This window comes from Accumulibacter sp. (assembly GCF_023806625.1).
In the GTDB taxonomy this organism is placed as follows: Bacteria; Pseudomonadota; Gammaproteobacteria; order Burkholderiales; family Rhodocyclaceae; genus Accumulibacter.
On sequence record NZ_JAMTDX010000081.1, the window covers coordinates 37518 to 52139 of the forward strand.

Annotated in this window: 15 protein-coding genes; 8 read left to right on the plus strand and 7 right to left on the minus strand. The window is 65.0% G+C overall.

From position 1 onward, the window contains the following. Nucleotide 1: 1 nt before the first annotated feature. From NFW05_RS13305 to NFW05_RS13325, 5 genes are all read left to right on the plus strand, one after another. Complete coding sequence (locus tag NFW05_RS13305; RefSeq protein WP_295307661.1) at nucleotides 2-754, plus strand: cell division protein FtsQ/DivIB; 753 nt, start codon at nucleotides 2-4, stop codon at nucleotides 752-754. Continuing rightward, complete coding sequence (ftsA, locus tag NFW05_RS13310) at nucleotides 751-1980, plus strand: cell division protein FtsA (protein ID WP_295307664.1); 1230 nt, start codon at nucleotides 751-753, stop codon at nucleotides 1978-1980. The genes NFW05_RS13305 and ftsA overlap by 4 nt, the downstream gene beginning before the upstream one ends. Before the next feature lie 71 nt (nucleotides 1981-2051). Next, complete coding sequence (gene ftsZ / locus NFW05_RS13315; RefSeq protein WP_295307667.1) at nucleotides 2052-3221, plus strand: cell division protein FtsZ; 1170 nt, start codon at nucleotides 2052-2054, stop codon at nucleotides 3219-3221. Nucleotides 3222-3311: 90 nt separating this feature from the next. Next, nucleotides 3312-4244 (plus strand): UDP-3-O-acyl-N-acetylglucosamine deacetylase, encoded by a 933-nt coding sequence (gene lpxC, locus NFW05_RS13320; RefSeq protein ID WP_295307670.1) that lies wholly within the window; start codon nucleotides 3312-3314, stop codon nucleotides 4242-4244. A gap of 4 nt (nucleotides 4245-4248) precedes the next feature. After that, nucleotides 4249-4437: a hypothetical protein gene (locus NFW05_RS13325; RefSeq protein ID WP_295307673.1), complete on the plus strand. Its 189-nt coding sequence runs from the start codon at nucleotides 4249-4251 to the stop codon at nucleotides 4435-4437. Here the strand turns inward: NFW05_RS13325 and NFW05_RS13330 are convergent. The 3 genes from NFW05_RS13330 to NFW05_RS13340 all read right to left on the minus strand — a co-directional run bounded on the left by NFW05_RS13330 (nucleotide 4424) and on the right by NFW05_RS13340 (nucleotide 6457). Next, the gene (locus NFW05_RS13330) at nucleotides 4424-4870 is read right to left on the minus strand and encodes a DciA family protein (RefSeq protein ID WP_295307676.1); all 447 of its coding nucleotides are present in this window, start codon (nucleotides 4868-4870) and stop codon (nucleotides 4424-4426) included. The two genes, NFW05_RS13325 and NFW05_RS13330, sit on opposite strands and share 14 nt — an antisense overlap. Before the next feature lie 175 nt (nucleotides 4871-5045). Beyond that, a complete protein-coding gene (locus NFW05_RS13335) occupies nucleotides 5046-5591 on the minus strand; it encodes a dihydrofolate reductase (RefSeq protein ID WP_295307678.1) in 546 nt (181 codons plus the stop codon). 44 nt (nucleotides 5592-5635) lie between these two features. Then, nucleotides 5636-6457: a thymidylate synthase gene (locus NFW05_RS13340; protein WP_295307681.1), complete on the minus strand. Its 822-nt coding sequence runs from the start codon at nucleotides 6455-6457 to the stop codon at nucleotides 5636-5638. Nucleotides 6458-6624: 167 nt separating this feature from the next. Here NFW05_RS13340 and NFW05_RS13345 point away from each other — a divergent pair, with 167 nt between their 5' ends. Then, a complete protein-coding gene (locus NFW05_RS13345; protein WP_295307683.1) occupies nucleotides 6625-8133 on the plus strand; it encodes a hypothetical protein in 1509 nt (502 codons plus the stop codon). A gap of 141 nt (nucleotides 8134-8274) precedes the next feature. On the opposite strand, the gene mog is transcribed toward NFW05_RS13345, so the two are convergent. Beyond that, nucleotides 8275-8892, minus strand: coding sequence for a molybdopterin adenylyltransferase (gene mog, locus NFW05_RS13350; protein ID WP_295307686.1), 618 nt, complete (start codon nucleotides 8890-8892; stop codon nucleotides 8275-8277). Then, nucleotides 8849-9391 (minus strand): ribosome biogenesis factor YjgA, encoded by a 543-nt coding sequence (gene yjgA, locus NFW05_RS13355; RefSeq protein ID WP_295307688.1) that lies wholly within the window; start codon nucleotides 9389-9391, stop codon nucleotides 8849-8851. The genes mog and yjgA overlap by 44 nt, the downstream gene beginning before the upstream one ends. A gap of 142 nt (nucleotides 9392-9533) precedes the next feature. Here yjgA and pmbA point away from each other — a divergent pair, with 142 nt between their 5' ends. Beyond that, a complete protein-coding gene (gene pmbA, locus NFW05_RS13360) occupies nucleotides 9534-10880 on the plus strand; it encodes a metalloprotease PmbA (protein ID WP_295307691.1) in 1347 nt (448 codons plus the stop codon). 246 nt (nucleotides 10881-11126) lie between these two features. Further along, nucleotides 11127-12206 (plus strand): TRAP transporter substrate-binding protein, encoded by a 1080-nt coding sequence (locus tag NFW05_RS13365; RefSeq protein ID WP_295307693.1) that lies wholly within the window; start codon nucleotides 11127-11129, stop codon nucleotides 12204-12206. 190 nt (nucleotides 12207-12396) lie between these two features. On the opposite strand, the gene NFW05_RS13370 is transcribed toward NFW05_RS13365, so the two are convergent. Beyond that, the gene (locus tag NFW05_RS13370) at nucleotides 12397-13896 is read right to left on the minus strand and encodes a TRAP transporter large permease subunit (RefSeq protein ID WP_295307696.1); all 1500 of its coding nucleotides are present in this window, start codon (nucleotides 13894-13896) and stop codon (nucleotides 12397-12399) included. Beyond that, entirely contained in the window at nucleotides 13896-14483 is a 588-nt protein-coding gene (locus tag NFW05_RS13375) for a TRAP transporter small permease subunit (RefSeq protein ID WP_295307698.1), read from the minus strand. The genes NFW05_RS13370 and NFW05_RS13375 overlap by 1 nt, the downstream gene beginning before the upstream one ends. Nucleotides 14484-14622: the final 139 nt, after the last annotated feature.

The following is a 14622-nucleotide window of genomic DNA, read 5'->3' on the forward strand; positions in this document are numbered from 1 at the left end:
CATGTGGCACAGACCGCACCTGCTGACAGCCCTCGCAGACCTGCTCTACCTGGCAGGATTCGCGGCGTTGCTCGCTGCCGCAGTGGTCTGGGGAGCACCGCGCTGGCGGCTCTTCCCACTCACCGAGGTCGAGGTCACGCACGAGTTGCAGGAGACGAGGAGGAGCGAGATCGAGGAAGTGCTGGCACCCGTCCTGCGCGGCAGTTTCTTCACCGTGGACATCGAGGCTCTACGCCGGTCGCTCGAGAGCCTGCCGTGGGTACGTCGTGCCGAGTTGTGGCGCAGGTGGCCCTCGCGAGTCGAGGTGCGGATCGAGGAGCATCGTGCGGCGGCACGCTGGGGCGAAGGCGACGGTCAGTTGGTGAATACCTATGGTGAGGTGTTTCCCGCGCTTCTTTCGCGCGAACAGCAGCTGCCACGGCTCAGCGGTCCGGCCGGCTCGTCCGGGGAAGTGTTGCGACGCTACGCCGAGTTCGCCGAGATGCTCGGACCAACCGGTCGCTTGCCGGCCCAGGTGCTGCTCTCTCCGCGCCTGGCGTGGCTTCTCCGGCTGGACGATGGCATGCTTGTCGAACTCGGCCGCGAACAGAGCAAAGCGCCGATACGGACGCGCCTGCAGCGTTTCGTCGACTACTATCCAACCGTCTCCAACGCTCGCTTCGGGCGTCCGGCGGCAGTGGACATGCGGTATCCGAACGGTTTCGCATTGCGCCTTCCGGCCAGTGCAGCTCACGATGTCAAGGGAAAGAAATGAGCAGGGATAGCAAGGATCTGATCGTCGGACTCGATATCGGCACATCCAAGATCGTCGCTCTGGTCGCCGAACTGACCTCCGAAGGACGAGTGAACGTGATCGGCATGGGTTCCCAGGAGTCCAAGGGTCTCAAGAAGGGCGTCGTGGTCAATATCGAGGAAACGGTCGCGACGATCTCGCGCGTGCTCCAGGAGGTTGAACTGATGGCCGACTGCAAGGTGCGCGACGTGTATACGGGGATCGCCGGCAGCCACATCCGCAGCTTCAACTCGAACGGGATGGTGGCCATCAAGGACAAGGAAGTGACCCCGATGGACGTCGAGCGGGTCATCGAAACCGCACGCGCGATGCCGATTCCCGCCGACCAGGAGATCCTGCACATCCTCACCCAGGAGTTCATCATCGACGATCAGGATGGAATTCGCGAGCCGATCGGGATGAGCGGATTCCGCCTCGAGGTCAAGGTGCACATCGTCACCGGCGCCGTGTCCGCGGCGCAAAACATCGTCAAGTGTGTGCGGCGCTGTGGCCTCGAAGTGAATGACCTCGTTCTGCAGCCGCTCGCCTCGAGCTGTGCCGTCCTCTCGGAAGACGAGAAGGACCTCGGGATCTGCCTGATCGACATCGGTGGCGGAACGACCGACCTGGCCGTATGGACGCAGGGAGCGATCCGCCACACTTCAGTGATCCCGATCGCCGGGGACCAGATCACCAACGACATCGCCATGGCCCTGCGCACACCGACCCGTGAAGCCGAGGACATCAAGCGCAAGTACGGCTGCGCGCTGGCGCATCTCGCCGACCCCGAGGACGTGCTCGACGTCGCCGGGCTCGACGACCGCCCTTCGCGCAAGCTCTCGCGGCGCGCGTTGGCCGATGTCATCCAGCCGCGCGTCGAGGAGCTCTACGAGCTGGTCCAGGCCGAGCTTCGCCGGTCCGGCTTCGAGGACGTCCTCTCGTCGGGAATCGTCCTGACCGGCGGCGCCTCGGTGATGCCGGGGATGATCGAACTCGGTGAGGAAATCTTCCACATGCCGGTTCGCCTGGGGGTACCCAAGTACCAGGGGGCACTCGCCGACGTCGTACAGAGCCCCCGTTTCGCGACCGCCTGCGGCTTGCTTCTCGAGGCTCAGGCGCAGCGCAAGCGCGGTCTGAAGGTACGCGAGACCAGGGACGTCAAGCAGGTCTTCGGGCGCATGCGCTCGTGGTTTGAAAAGAACTTCTGATCCGGCCCACGACACGGGCTGGCAACTCTTCCGTTTGACCATTGAACTTTTTTCTTGCAGAGGAGGCGACAATGTTTGAAATCATCGACATCGAAGAAAGAGAAGACGACCGGGACACGGTCATCAAGGTGATCGGCATCGGTGGGGCCGGCGGTAACGCCGTCGATCACATGATCCGTGAGGGGGTCAATGGCGTCGACTTCATCACCGCGAACACCGATTCACAGGCCCTCGGCCGGAGCATCGCGATGAACAAGCTGCAGCTTGGCAAGAGCGGGCTGGGCGCTGGTGCCAAGCCGGAAGCCGGGCGCGGTGCGGCTGTCGAAGCCCGTGATGCGATCGCCGATTCGCTGAAGGGTGCGCACATGGTGTTCATCACCGCCGGCATGGGTGGCGGAACCGGCACCGGCGCGGCCCCGATCGTCGCCGAAGTGGCGCGGGAACTCGGCGTGCTCACCGTCGCGGTGGTCACCAAGCCGTTCGGCTTCGAAGGCAAGCGCCTGAAGATCGCCGAAGTCGGTATCGCCGAACTGCAGAAACACGTCGATTCGCTGATCGTCATCCTCAATGACCGGCTGATGGACGTCCTCGGCGACGACGTGTCGATGGACGACGCATTCAAGGCAGCGGACAACGTGCTGCGCAACGCGGTCGGCGGCATCGCGGAGATCATCAACTTTCCCGGCCTGGTCAACGTCGACTTCGAGGACGTACGCACCGTCATGGGCGAAATGGGCATGGCGATGATGGGCTCGGCCAACGCGGCAGGCGTCGATCGTGCCCGCATCGCTGCCGAGCGCGCGGTCTCGTCGCCACTGCTCGAGGGTGTCAATCTGTCGGGTGCCAAGGGCGTCCTGGTGAACATCACCGCGACCCGATCGCTCAAGATGCGGGAAGTCAACGAGGTGATGAATACCGTCCGCGCATTTGCCGCAGACGACGCGCACATCATTTTCGGCGCGGTCTACGACGACAACATGGGCGAGGAGATCCGCGTCACTGTCGTGGCCACCGGGCTCGGGCAGGCACAGGCCAGACGCCAGCCCTTCGAGGTGGTCAACCGCTCGCAGGGAACCGGCACCGATGGCCCCTTCGTCAGCGGAGCGAGCATCGACTACGCGACTCTCGACAACATCCCGGCGATCGTCCGCAAGGGACGCAGCGCGACCGTCGAAGCCCTGGCGAACAGCGGCGTCGACCGGTACGACATCCCCGCGTTTCTCAGGAAACAGGCGGACTGATCGCGCTGCACGCCTCCTCGACTGCAGGAACTGGCGGATTCCCGCACGAAGCGTGCTAGAATTCGCCGGTTCCATCGTTTATTCAGGCAGATGCTCAAGCAAAGAACACTCCGGGCGCTGGTCCGTGCGGTCGGTGTCGGCCTGCACTCGGGGGCCAAGGTGACGATGTGTCTGCGGCCGGCAGCGGCCGGGACCGGCATCGTCTTTCGCCGCGTCGACCTCGATCCGGTCGTCGATGTCCCCGCCTCCGCTCTGCTGGTCAGCGATACACGCATGTGCTCGTGCCTCGAGCGGCAGGGCGCCAGGGTGGCGACGGTCGAGCATCTGATGTCGGCTCTTGCGGGACTGGGTATCGACAATGCCTTTGTCGACCTCGACGCAGCCGAACTGCCGATCCTCGATGGATCTGCATCGCCTTTCGTCTTCCTGATCAGGTCCGTCGGTATAGAAGAGCAGCCAGTCGCCAAGCGCTTCATTCGCGTCACCCAGCCGATCGAGGTTCGCGAAGGCGACCAGGAAAGCGGTCAGAAATGGGCGCGCCTCGATCCCTACGAGGGCTTCCGCCTGTCGTTTTCGATCGGTTTCAATCATCCGGCGATCGATCGCACCGCGCAACAGCTGACCATCGATTTCGCCGACAATTCGTACGCCCGAGAGGTGGCTCGAGCACGAACTTTCGGCTTCATGCACGAAGTCGAATGGCTTCACGAGAACGGTCTCGCGCAGGGCGGAGGCCTCGAAAACGCGCTCGTCCTCGACGAATTCCGCGTACTCAACGCGGAGGGTCTGCGTGACAAAGACGAGTTCGTCAAACACAAGCTGCTCGACGCAATCGGCGATCTCTACCTGCTGGGTCACCCCCTGCTGGCCTCCTTCACCGCCCACAAGTCCGGGCATGCGCTGAACAACAGCCTGGCGCGTGAATTGCTCGCCCGACCGGAGGCTTGGGAATTCACCAGCTTCGAGGACCGCGAGCAGGCCCCACAAGCGATTTCCCGCTGGCTGATCTCACCGGCCCACTAGGCAGATGTGGCTGCTTCGCCTGCTCGGCATACTGACCGTGATCGCGGTCGCGGGCGGTATCGTCGCCTATCTGTTCACACGCGACGGCCGCTACCTGCAGTTCTCGTGGCGCCTTTTCCGCTATTCGCTGATCGTCGCGCTGCTCGTCTTTGCCCTTCTGATCGTCGAGCGACTGGCGCTCATTCCTGCCTGATCGCGCGCTGCAACAGGCTTTCCAGAGCCGCGCGCAGTGGCGAAGGCGGCAACGACTCGCTGAGTGCCCTCAGGCGGTCGCAGGCCGACGGGCTGAGCGGCCTGCCGCATGGTGGGCTGCCGACCACCCCGAAGACTGCCGACCGGGCCTGCACTCTGACGTGCACTGTCGTGCAGTCGTAGCCGTTCCTGGTCAGTTCCGTGGCCACGCTCGGCGCCATCTGACGCAACTTCGCAGCGACCGCGCCCGTTTCGGCGAGGACGACCAGTGTCCGGCTCTGTGCCCGGTAGTTGGCAACCCTGCTCGAGTCGGCAAGATGGCCCGGAACGACCCGTCGATAGACAGCGGCGAGTTTGCGGAGCAGGGCTGCGTGCGCGAGGAGAGGTCCGGCAGCCTCGGTGGCTGCGAGGTAGTCTCGCAGGGAGTCGGCCATCACCCGACCCCGTCGGCCGAAGACGGCTCTGCAACTCGGCCAGGCTGGAACACCACCCGCCCGGCTCCCGCCAACCGGCGGCAGCCAGCAGTCGGGCCGCGCGACAGACAGGCAGCATGCCTTACCCAAGCCCTGCGCAGCGCTCGGCCGTTCGGTCGATCGTCTTCGCATTCGATCACGTCAGGATCTCTGTCGTGGCCGGTTCATCCGGGCTGAGCCGTTCGTACACCACGAAGTCGAAGTCCGGCCCCTGTGGGCGGCCGTCGACCTCTTGCCCACCACCAGGCCGCCGCGAGACTTCCCGCCACACGGCGCCGGAAATCTTCGGGAAGAAGCGGTCTGCGGCGCTCCGCTCGTGCACCTCGGTCAGGTAGAGCCGCTGCGCGACGCCGATCGTCTGCTCGTAAAGGTCGGCACCGCCGATGACCAACACCTCGGCCGCATCCGCGGCGACCCGCAGCGCCTCGCCGATCGACCCGACGACGACCGCCCCGTCGGCGACATACGACGAATTCCGGCTGAGCACGATGTTCCGCCGGCCGGGCAGTGGCCGAAACGCTCGTGGCAGCGACTCCCAGGTCTTTCTCCCCATGAGGACCGCCTTGCCGAGAGTCAGCGCCCGAAAATGCCGGAGGTCCTCGGGAAGGTGCCAGAGGAGGCGCTGTTCCCGGCCGATCCCGAGATCGCTCCCGACCACCGCGATCAGCGAGAGCAGCGGCATCGACAGAAACTCCCTTTGCCTGCCCCGGTCATCCGACGTCCAGGCTACACCGAGACGGCTGCAGCAATGTGCGGATGGGGGTCGTAACCGTCAAGCGTGAAGTCCTCGAACCGGAAGGCGAAGAGATCCCGCACCTCGGAATTGAGGCGCATCGTCGGCAGCGCACGCGGCGAGCGCGCGAGCTGCAGCCTGGCCTGGTCGAAATGATTGCTGTACAGATGAGCGTCGCCGAGCGTATGGATGAAATCACCCGGCCGATAACCACAGACCTGGGCCAGCATCAGGGTCAACAACGCATACGAAGCGATATTGAAAGGGACTCCGAGGAAGACGTCGGCGCTGCGCTGGTAGAGCTGGCACGAAAGAGCCGGGCGCCGGTCCGGATCGGCCGGCAAGGGCACCGCGACGTCGAACTGAAAAAGTACGTGGCACGGCGGCAGAGCCATCCGGTCGACATCCCCGGGATTCCAGGCCGTGACGAGGTGTCTGCGCGAATCGGGATTGGCCTTCAGCGACTCGACCAGGCGGGCAATCTGGTCGATCTCGCGGCCGTCGGTGGCCCGCCAGTGCCGCCACTGATGACCGTAAACCGGGCCGAGGTCGCCCTTCTCGTCGGCCCATTCGTCCCAGATCCGCACCCCGTTGTCCGTCAGGTAGCGAATGTTGGTCTCGCCTCTGAGGAACCAGAGCAGTTCATGGATGATCGAGCGCAAGTGCAGCTTCTTCGTCGTCAGCAGCGGGAAGCCCTCGGCGAGCACGAAGCGCATCTGCCAGCCGAAGATCGAACGGGTCCCGGTCCCCGTGCGGTCGGCCTTCGGTCTGCCATATTCGAGAACGTGACGCACCAGGTCGAGATACTGTTGCATCGCCCCCACCTACCGTGTGCAAACCCGGATTGTAAAGTAAACTTGTGCTCAAGCCGGGGCCGCTGCACCACCCGCGGACACCCGGATCTCCGGGTTCGCTGCCGGCCAGTCACCCCGAACCGCAATGCGGCGTTCGCACCGCGATAGCGTGATGAGGCTGGTTCCAGATGATCCTCCGACTGTTTCCGCAGCGCCCCGACCATCCTCTGGCCGATGGCAAGGAATTGAAACGGATCCTTGGCGAACTGCATGTCGAGCGGCCGGCCAACGCCATCGAGGAGGTAACCAGCTGGATCGAGTCGCTGCGCCAGGCTCCCGACTTTCGTGTCGATTTCTATTTGGACGTCCTGCGGCAACTCGACGAGGTCGCTCAGCCCCACCTCCGGCACCTGCTCCGCGACTACTTTCAAGCCCGGATCTCGCCTGTCGAGCGACAGCGTCTCTGGACGCTATGCCACGGCTATTGGCGCGAAGCCTCGGCCGGTTACGCGCTGGCCGTCGATGGCGCGCGGCTGGCCCCCGCCGGCAGAGCAGGCGACGCGCTCCGGGCCCTTCTGCCCATCGCTGCGACACGACTGCAGGGTGCCCGCTGCGCGCGTGTCAAATGGCTGGCCTATCGCCACGAAATGCCCGATGAGGATTTCTGGCGTTCGCTCGGGCAGACCTACCTCGCCGCCGAGCAATCGGCCTACTCTGCGAAGCCGACTCCGCTCTACCCCGGGCAGCAGGGCCTGACCAGTGTTGCCCAGCAGACCGTGTCGGCGGTCGTCTTCAGCATCTCGGCGACCGATCGTCTGCCGCCTCTGCAAGTCGAACTCGCCGATCGGCTGATCACCCATTGTCTGCCGGGCTTCGCGCTGCTGCCAGGCTGGCGTCCCGAGTGCGTCTACTGGATCGACACGGCCAGCGGCGTCGCACCCGTACGGCTGGCCGTGCAACCCGGACCACCCAGGCCAAGCCTCCGCTTCCTCTCCTCGGCACCGGCGTGCGCGGCGCTCGGCGAACTGATCCGGCTGCTCGAGCACGGCGAACTCCCGCCGGGCATCAATCTCGGCGGGCAATACCCGGCGCGGGTAATCCTTCCGGTTGCCCGTCATCTGGCCGAGTACTGGAACCCGACCCCCCCGCGGCGGCGCCATCAGCGGCACGCAGTCCGGACGCGGATGGCCGTCATCGTTGGCTTCGAGGCCAGTTACGCGATCTTTTCGGCCAACCCCCCGCGCCCGCCCGACTACGCCGGGACTCACTCCTGGGTGGTCGAAAACGTCAGCCTGGGCGGATTCCTGGCCATCCGGGAAGAAATCGGCCCCGACACGATCGGGATCGGTTCCTTGCTCTGCATGCAGGCCGAGGGCGGCGACAACTGGTTGCTCGGCCGCGTGCAGCGCCTGGTCCGTGCCCCTGGCGGACCGTCGAGAGTCGGTATCCAGGTGCTCTCGCGGCACGCACAGAGCGTCGAACTCAGGCCGCGACGCAGCGGCTTTGCAGCAGCGCTGCCCGGAATCTGGCTCCGCGAAGCGGTCGAGCGCGGAGTCCTGCGCATCGTCCTGCCGGCGGACGGCTTCAAGGTCCGCGAGTCGATGGATCTCGGCCTGCCCGAGAGGACTCGCGTGCTGACGCCGCTGGACCTCGAGTCGACCGGGAGCGATTACGAAATCGGTCGCTTCCGCGAATAGCCGCCGGCTGCCCATGCGCTCACCGAAACCTCGCTATGTGCCCGTCGGGGAGCCCGACGCCTGCGGGCGGAAGACGACAACTGCTCGGCCGTCGCACGGCCGACGGGTTCTGCCGGACCAATCGTCCGACCTCACGCCGGCTCAGGACCGGCGAACGGCGGACGCCGGTCTGAACGACCGGACCACTTCGGCCGCGGTTTCGACGTACGGCCCACCGAGCAGATCGAGGCAGTAAGGTACCGCCGAAAAGATGCCGTCGACGATCACCGTGCCTTCGGCAGTCCGAACCCCTTCGAGCGTTTCGCGTATCGCCCTGGGCTGACCCGGCAGGTTGAGAATCAGCGCCTTGCCACGCGCGACCCCGACCTGTCGCGAAAGGATCGCGGTGGGCACGAAATGGCGGCTGATGCGCCTCATTTCTTCGCCAAAACCCGGGAGCACCCGGTCGGCAACCGCAAGCGTGGCTTCCGGCGTCCGGTCACGCGGCGCCGGACCAGTCCCGCCGGTTGTCAGGACCAGGTGACAGCCCTGCCGATCGACCAGTTCGATCAGCGTCTCTTCGATCAACGGCTGCTCGTCGGCAATCAGGCGACATTCGCAGCGCCAGGGACTGCTCAACGCGCGGCCGAGCCATTCCTCGAGAACCGGAAGCCCCTGATCCGGGTAGCTGCCGCGCGCAGCACGGTCGCTGATCGACACGAGGCCGACCTGCAATTCATTGCTCGGCCCGCCGCTCGTCGTCGTCCTCCCCTGCGTCATTGCTCTCGGCGATCCCCCTCAGCGCGCGGAAAAGCTCACGGTAGTTGCGCGGCGGCCTGCCCTCGGCACGCTCGTTCACCGCCGCCCGGCGCAGCGACTTGAGCCGCTGCAGATCGGCTCCGGGCCAGGCCTGAGCGATCCGTTGAAGCGCTCGCTCGTCAGCCAGCAAGTCATCGCGCAGCGCTTCGACGCGATGCAGTTTCGCTTGCTCGTGCCTCGACTCGCCGCGCACGGCAGCCAGTGCCTCGCGGATCGGCTCGGGGTCCACCTCACGCATCAGCCGGCCGATGTACTGCATCTGGCGACGCCGGGCATCGTCGTGTCTCGCCAGGCGTCGCGCCTGCCTGATCGCGCCGAGCAGGTCCTCCGGCAGATCGAGCACCTCGAGCCGGTCGTCGGCGACCTCGACCAGTTGCTCGCCAAGTCGCTGGAGTTCGATCATCGACTTCTTGCGCCTGGTCTTCGACGGCTGAGCGCTTGCCGAATCGGGCGAGGTCACCAAACCCAGTTCCTTTCGCTGCCCCGGGGAAACGGCCCATCGCGCGCCCGATACGGTGGCCATCGTCGCGCGCCGGGCGGTATGATAACGCCTTTCTCCGCCCGGTAGCCGATCGCCACCGGGAAACTCCCCGGTCCTTGCCATGCAATCACGCTTCAGTCACTCCCTCGACCGACTTCGCGATCTCGCCCGCGACGGACTCGCGCACGCTGCTGGACAAGGCGCAAGCGGCTGCGAGGTCGACGTCTCGGACGGCTTCGGACAGACCGTGACCGTGCGCCGCGGAGACGTCGAGACGATCGAGTACAACCGTGACAAGTCGATTTCGGTGACCATCTATCTCGGCCAGCAGAAAGGCCAGGCGAGCACCTCGGACTTCTCGCCGGCCGCGTTGCGCGAGACCGTCGAGGCGGCGCTGAACATCGCCCGCTTCACCGCCTCGGACCCCTGTGCGGGTCTGCCGGATGCCGAACTGCTGGCCATCGACGCGAATCTGCGGCCGTCGCTGGACCTCTATCACCCCTGGTTGCTGTCCGTCGACGAGGCGATCGAGCTGACCCGTCGTTGCGAACAGGCGGCCTTTTCGGCCAGCCCGGAGGTCACCAACTCCGAAGGAGCCACCGCTTCTCTCCAGGAGGGTCAGTTCGTCTTTGCCAACAGCCTGGGCTTCGTCGGTGGCTACGCCACGTCCCGGCACTATCTGTCGTGTTCGGTGATTGCCGGCAAGGACGAGAACATGCAGCGCGACGACTGGTACGCCGTGGCACGCGACGCGCCGGCGCTCGGCTCGCCCGAAGAGATCGGTCGAAAGGCCGCCGAGCGAGCGTTGTCGCGGCTCGGTGCCCGCCAACTCAAGACTTGCCGGGTTCCCGTGCTCTTCGAGGCGCCGATCGCCTCTTCACTCGTCGGCCACTTCGTCCATGCAGCGAGCGGCGGCAGTCTCTACCGCAAGACGTCCTTCCTCACCGACAGCCTGGGCAAGCGCATCTTTTCACGCAAGGTGAACATCAGCGAGCGCCCACACCTGCCGCGAGCGCTGGCCAGCAGCTATTTCGACAACGACGGTGTGGCAACCGCAGAGCGCGAGGTCGTCGTCGATGGCCGGCTCAATGGCTACTTCCTGAGCGTCTACAGCGCCCGCAAGCTGGGCATGCAGACGACTGCCAACTCGGGTGGCTGCCACAACCTGATCGTTCACCCGGGCCGACGTGACCTCTCCGGCCTGCTCAAGAAGATGGGCCGTGGTCTGCTGGTCACCGAACTGCTCGGCCAGGGGGTCAATTACGTCACCGGAGACTATTCGCGCGGAGCCGCCGGATACTGGGTCGAGGGTGGGGAGATTGCCTACCCGGTCGAGGGAATCACCATCGCCGGCAACCTGCGCGACATGTTCCGCAACATCGTCGGCGTCGGCAACGACGTCCTCGTGCGCAGCGCCAGGCAGGTCGGCTCGATCCTCGTCGAAGAAATGAAGGTCGCCGGCAACTGACCTGCCGGGACTCGTCGCCCGATACCGGGGCAAGACAGCCTGCGCCTGCCCCGGTATCGACCTCGGGAAACCGCCCGGCCCGGGCCGGACAGGCCCGTAACGACCCGCAGCGCCAGCGCGGCCGGGCGGCCCCTCTGCTCTCCGGCGGCGACTTCCCCGGCGCAGACAAATCCCTGTTTCAGCAAAGGCTGCCTTCGCTATAATCGGCGCGCTATCCCGTGACAAGAACCTGAAAGGAGACTGATTGTGGAAAGACGTTCGTTTCTGAAGAATGCTGGAGTCGGTCTGGCCACCGGCGCGGTGGCGATGCCGGCGATTGCCCAGAGCGCTCCGACCATCAAGTGGCGTCTGGCTTCGAGCTTTCCGAAAAGCCTGGATACGATCTACGGTGGAGCCGAACACATGGCCAAACGAGTCGCCGAGGCCACCGGCGGGAAGTTCCAGATCCAGGTCTTCGCGGGCGGCGAGATCGTTCCCGGACCGGCCGTGTTCGACGCGGTCAAGGACGGCACCGTCGAAATGGGCCACACGGTCTCCTACTACTTTTTCGGCAAGGATCCCACCTACGCACTCGAGACAGCCGTTCCGTTCGGAATGACCAACCGCCAGATGGACGCCTGGATGCGCTACGGCAACGGCGGCAAACTGCTCGGCGAGTTCTTCGGTCGTTCGAATATCATGCCCATTCCCTGCGGCAACACCGGAACCCAGATGGGCGGCTGGTATCGCAAGGAGATCAAGACGGTCGCCGACATCAAGGGTCTCAAGATCCGGATCGGCGGATTCGCCGGTGCGGTGCTCAGCAAGCTCGGTGCGGTGCCGCAGCAGATTCCCGGCGGTGACATCTATCCCGCCCTCGAGAAGGGGACGATCGATGCGGCCGAGTGGATCGGTCCGTACGACGACCAGAAACTCGGCTTCAACAAGGTTGCCAAGTATTACTACTATCCGGGCTGGTGGGAGGGCGGCCCGCAGGTTTCTGCCTACGTCAATACCAAGAAGTGGGCCGAACTGCCCAAGGAGTACCAGGCGATCCTGCTGATCGCCTGCGCCGACGCGCACGTAGACATGATGGCCAAGTACGACGCGAGGAACCCGACGGCGCTCAAGCAGCTCGTCGGATCGGGAACCCAGCTGAGACAGTTCCCCAAGGAAGTGATGGACGCCTCGTACAAGGCGGCGATGGAACTCTACGCCGAGACGTCGGCCAAGAACCCCGACTTCAAGAAAGTCTACGACGACTACAAGAAATTCATGGACGACCAGAACCTCTGGTTCCGCGTCGCCGAAGGCAGCTACGCGAACTTCATGTACAGCAAGCGGTAGCGGTCGCTTCGGGTAGCGGCGGGCCACTGCAGGAGCCCGCCGGAGAAGGCCAGACCGGCCGAGAAAGGAGGCGAGGGCCTCCGTTCTCGCCTTCCGGCTGAGCGCAGCGAGCCGGCTTCCACTCCCCTGGCAGGCACCCGAAACCGTGGGCAGCGGAGCCCGTGCGACGACCCGATCGTCGGCCTTGCGGCTATTTGGCCTGATCCTGCTTCATCGACTCGCGAATCGCCTTGCTCGCCGGGTCTTCCGCGTCGGCCGGCGCCGCCCTGCCCTCGTCGATCCCGGGCGGTAAGGGCGACGCACCGTAGTCCGAGGTCGGCACGTCGATCTGCACCGAGTCGAGGTCGACCTTGACGTCCTTGTCGAGCCCGATGGTGACCAGTTCCGGAACGAAGATCAGGATGGCGACCATCAGGATCTGGATGCACACGAAGGGAATCGCCCCCCAGTAGATGTCGCCGGTCTTGACCGACGCTGGGGCGACCGAGCGCAGGTAGAAAAGCGCAAAGCCGAACGGCGGATGCATGAACGAGGTCTGCATGTTGACCGCGAGCAGAACGCCGAACCAGATCAGGTCGATGCCGAGTGCCTGGGCGACCGGGCCGAGCAGCGGGACGACAATGAACGACAACTCGAAAAAGTCGAGAAAGAAGGCGAGCAGGAAGACCAGCACGTTGACCACGATGAGGAAGCCGACTTCACCGCCGGGCAGCCCGATGAGCAGATGCTCGACCCACTTGTGCCCGTCCACGCCGTAGAAGGTCAGCGAGAAAACGCGGGCACCGACGAGGATGAATACGACGAAGGTGGTCAGCTTGGCCGTCGATTCCATCGCCTGCCTGAGCAGGACCCAGCTCAGTCGCCTGCGCCCCACGGCCAGCGCCAGGGCGCCGGTCGCCCCCATCGCGCCGCCCTCGGTCGGCGTCGCGATGCCCAGGAAGATCGTCCCGAGAACGAGGAAGATCAGGAACAGCGGCGGCACCAGCGTGGTGCATACACGCATCAGCAGCCGGCCGCCGCGCAACGTTCGCGCTTCAGGCGGCAATGCCGGCGTCCAGCGTGGCCGGAACACCGCCACCAGCGCGATGTACCCCACGTAGAACATCGTCAGCGTGAAGCCCGGGATGAACGCACCGGCGTACATGTCGCCGACGCTCTTGCCGAGCTGGTCGGCCATGATGATCAGCACCAGCGAAGGCGGGATGATCTGGGCCAGCGTTCCCGAGGCCGCGATGACCCCAGTGGCGACCCTCGTGTCGTAACCGTAACGGAGCATGATGGGCAGCGAGATCAGGCCCATCGAGATCACCGAGGCGGCGACGACGCCGGTGGTCGCGGCGAGCAGCGCGCCGACGAAGATCACCGCGATGGCCAGCCCGCCGCGCAGCGGCCCGAAGAGCTGGCCGATCGTGTCGAGCAGGTCCTCGGCCATTCCGGAGCGCTCGAGGATCAGCCCCATGAAGGTGAAGAAGGGAATCGCCAGCAGCGTGTCGTTGTTCATGATCCCGAAAATGCGGTCGGGCAGCGCCTGGAACAGCTGCGGGCCGAGCAGGCCGAGCTCGATGCCGATCAGCCCGAAGACGATGCCGTTGGCCGCCAGTGCGAACGAGACCGGAAAACCGACGAGCAGGAAGACGACCATCGACGCGAAGATGATCGGGGCCATGTTGGCGATCAGGAAGTCGCTCATCAGAGATCTTCCTTCTGCGCCTTGATGGCCAGCGCCAGTTCTTCCTCGGCAGTCGGCTTGTGGGCCCTTTCGTTCGGGTCGGGGCAGAGACCCTTGAGGAAACCGATCCTCTTGATCAGTTCGGAGAGCGCCTGGATGACCAGCAGCAGGAAACCCATCGGGACGAGCAAACGGACAGGCCAGACAACCAGTCCGCCGGCGTTGCTCGACTGCTCATTGTTCACGAAGGCGAGCACGAAGATCGGCCACGACATGACCATCACCGCGACGGCCATCGGCAGGAGGAAGAAGACCAGCCCGAAGATGTCGATCCGCGCCTGCGCGCGCCGCGAAAGCTTTCCGGAAATGATGTCGATGCGCACGTGTTCGTTGCGCATCAGCGTATAGCCCGAGCCAAGCAGGAAGATGGCCGAGAACAGGTACCACTGGATCTCGAGGAAAGCGTTCGAGCTGTAGTTGAAGGTATAGCGGACGACCGCATTGGTCGCCCCGATCAGCGTGACGATCAGCACGAGCCAGATGATCGCCTTGCCGACGCGCTCGGTCAGCGCGTCGATCAGCCTGGACAGCCTGAGTAATCCATTCACTGGACAGCCTCCTCCATCGACAAGTGTCTCTCCTCCTTGCCCCGGGCGCTTGCGCCTTGCCTCATTACGGGCAATTCCCCGGGGCTGGACCGCCGGACACGATCGCTCGCACGCCAGTGTCGGAAGCCAAGAATCGATT

Coding starts and splice junctions, on each gene's coding strand:
- NFW05_RS13325 (WP_295307673.1), top strand. CDS start 4,249: ATGTGGCTGCTTCGCCTGCTCGGCATACTGACCGTGATCGCGGTCGCG.
- NFW05_RS13340 (WP_295307681.1), bottom strand. CDS start 6,457: ATGCAACAGTATCTCGACCTGGTGCGTCACGTTCTCGAATATGGCAGA.
- pmbA (WP_295307691.1), top strand. CDS start 9,534: ATGCAATCACGCTTCAGTCACTCCCTCGACCGACTTCGCGATCTCGCC.
- mog (WP_295307686.1), bottom strand. CDS start 8,892: ATGACGCAGGGGAGGACGACGACGAGCGGCGGGCCGAGCAATGAATTG.
- lpxC (WP_295307670.1), top strand. CDS start 3,312: ATGCTCAAGCAAAGAACACTCCGGGCGCTGGTCCGTGCGGTCGGTGTC.
- NFW05_RS13305 (WP_295307661.1), top strand. CDS start 2: ATGTGGCACAGACCGCACCTGCTGACAGCCCTCGCAGACCTGCTCTAC.
- ftsZ (WP_295307667.1), top strand. CDS start 2,052: ATGTTTGAAATCATCGACATCGAAGAAAGAGAAGACGACCGGGACACG.
- NFW05_RS13345 (WP_295307683.1), top strand. CDS start 6,625: ATGATCCTCCGACTGTTTCCGCAGCGCCCCGACCATCCTCTGGCCGAT.
- NFW05_RS13370 (WP_295307696.1), bottom strand. CDS start 13,896: ATGAGCGACTTCCTGATCGCCAACATGGCCCCGATCATCTTCGCGTCG.
- ftsA (WP_295307664.1), top strand. CDS start 751: ATGAGCAGGGATAGCAAGGATCTGATCGTCGGACTCGATATCGGCACA.
- NFW05_RS13335 (WP_295307678.1), bottom strand. CDS start 5,591: ATGCCGCTGCTCTCGCTGATCGCGGTGGTCGGGAGCGATCTCGGGATC.
- NFW05_RS13330 (WP_295307676.1), bottom strand. CDS start 4,870: ATGGCCGACTCCCTGCGAGACTACCTCGCAGCCACCGAGGCTGCCGGA.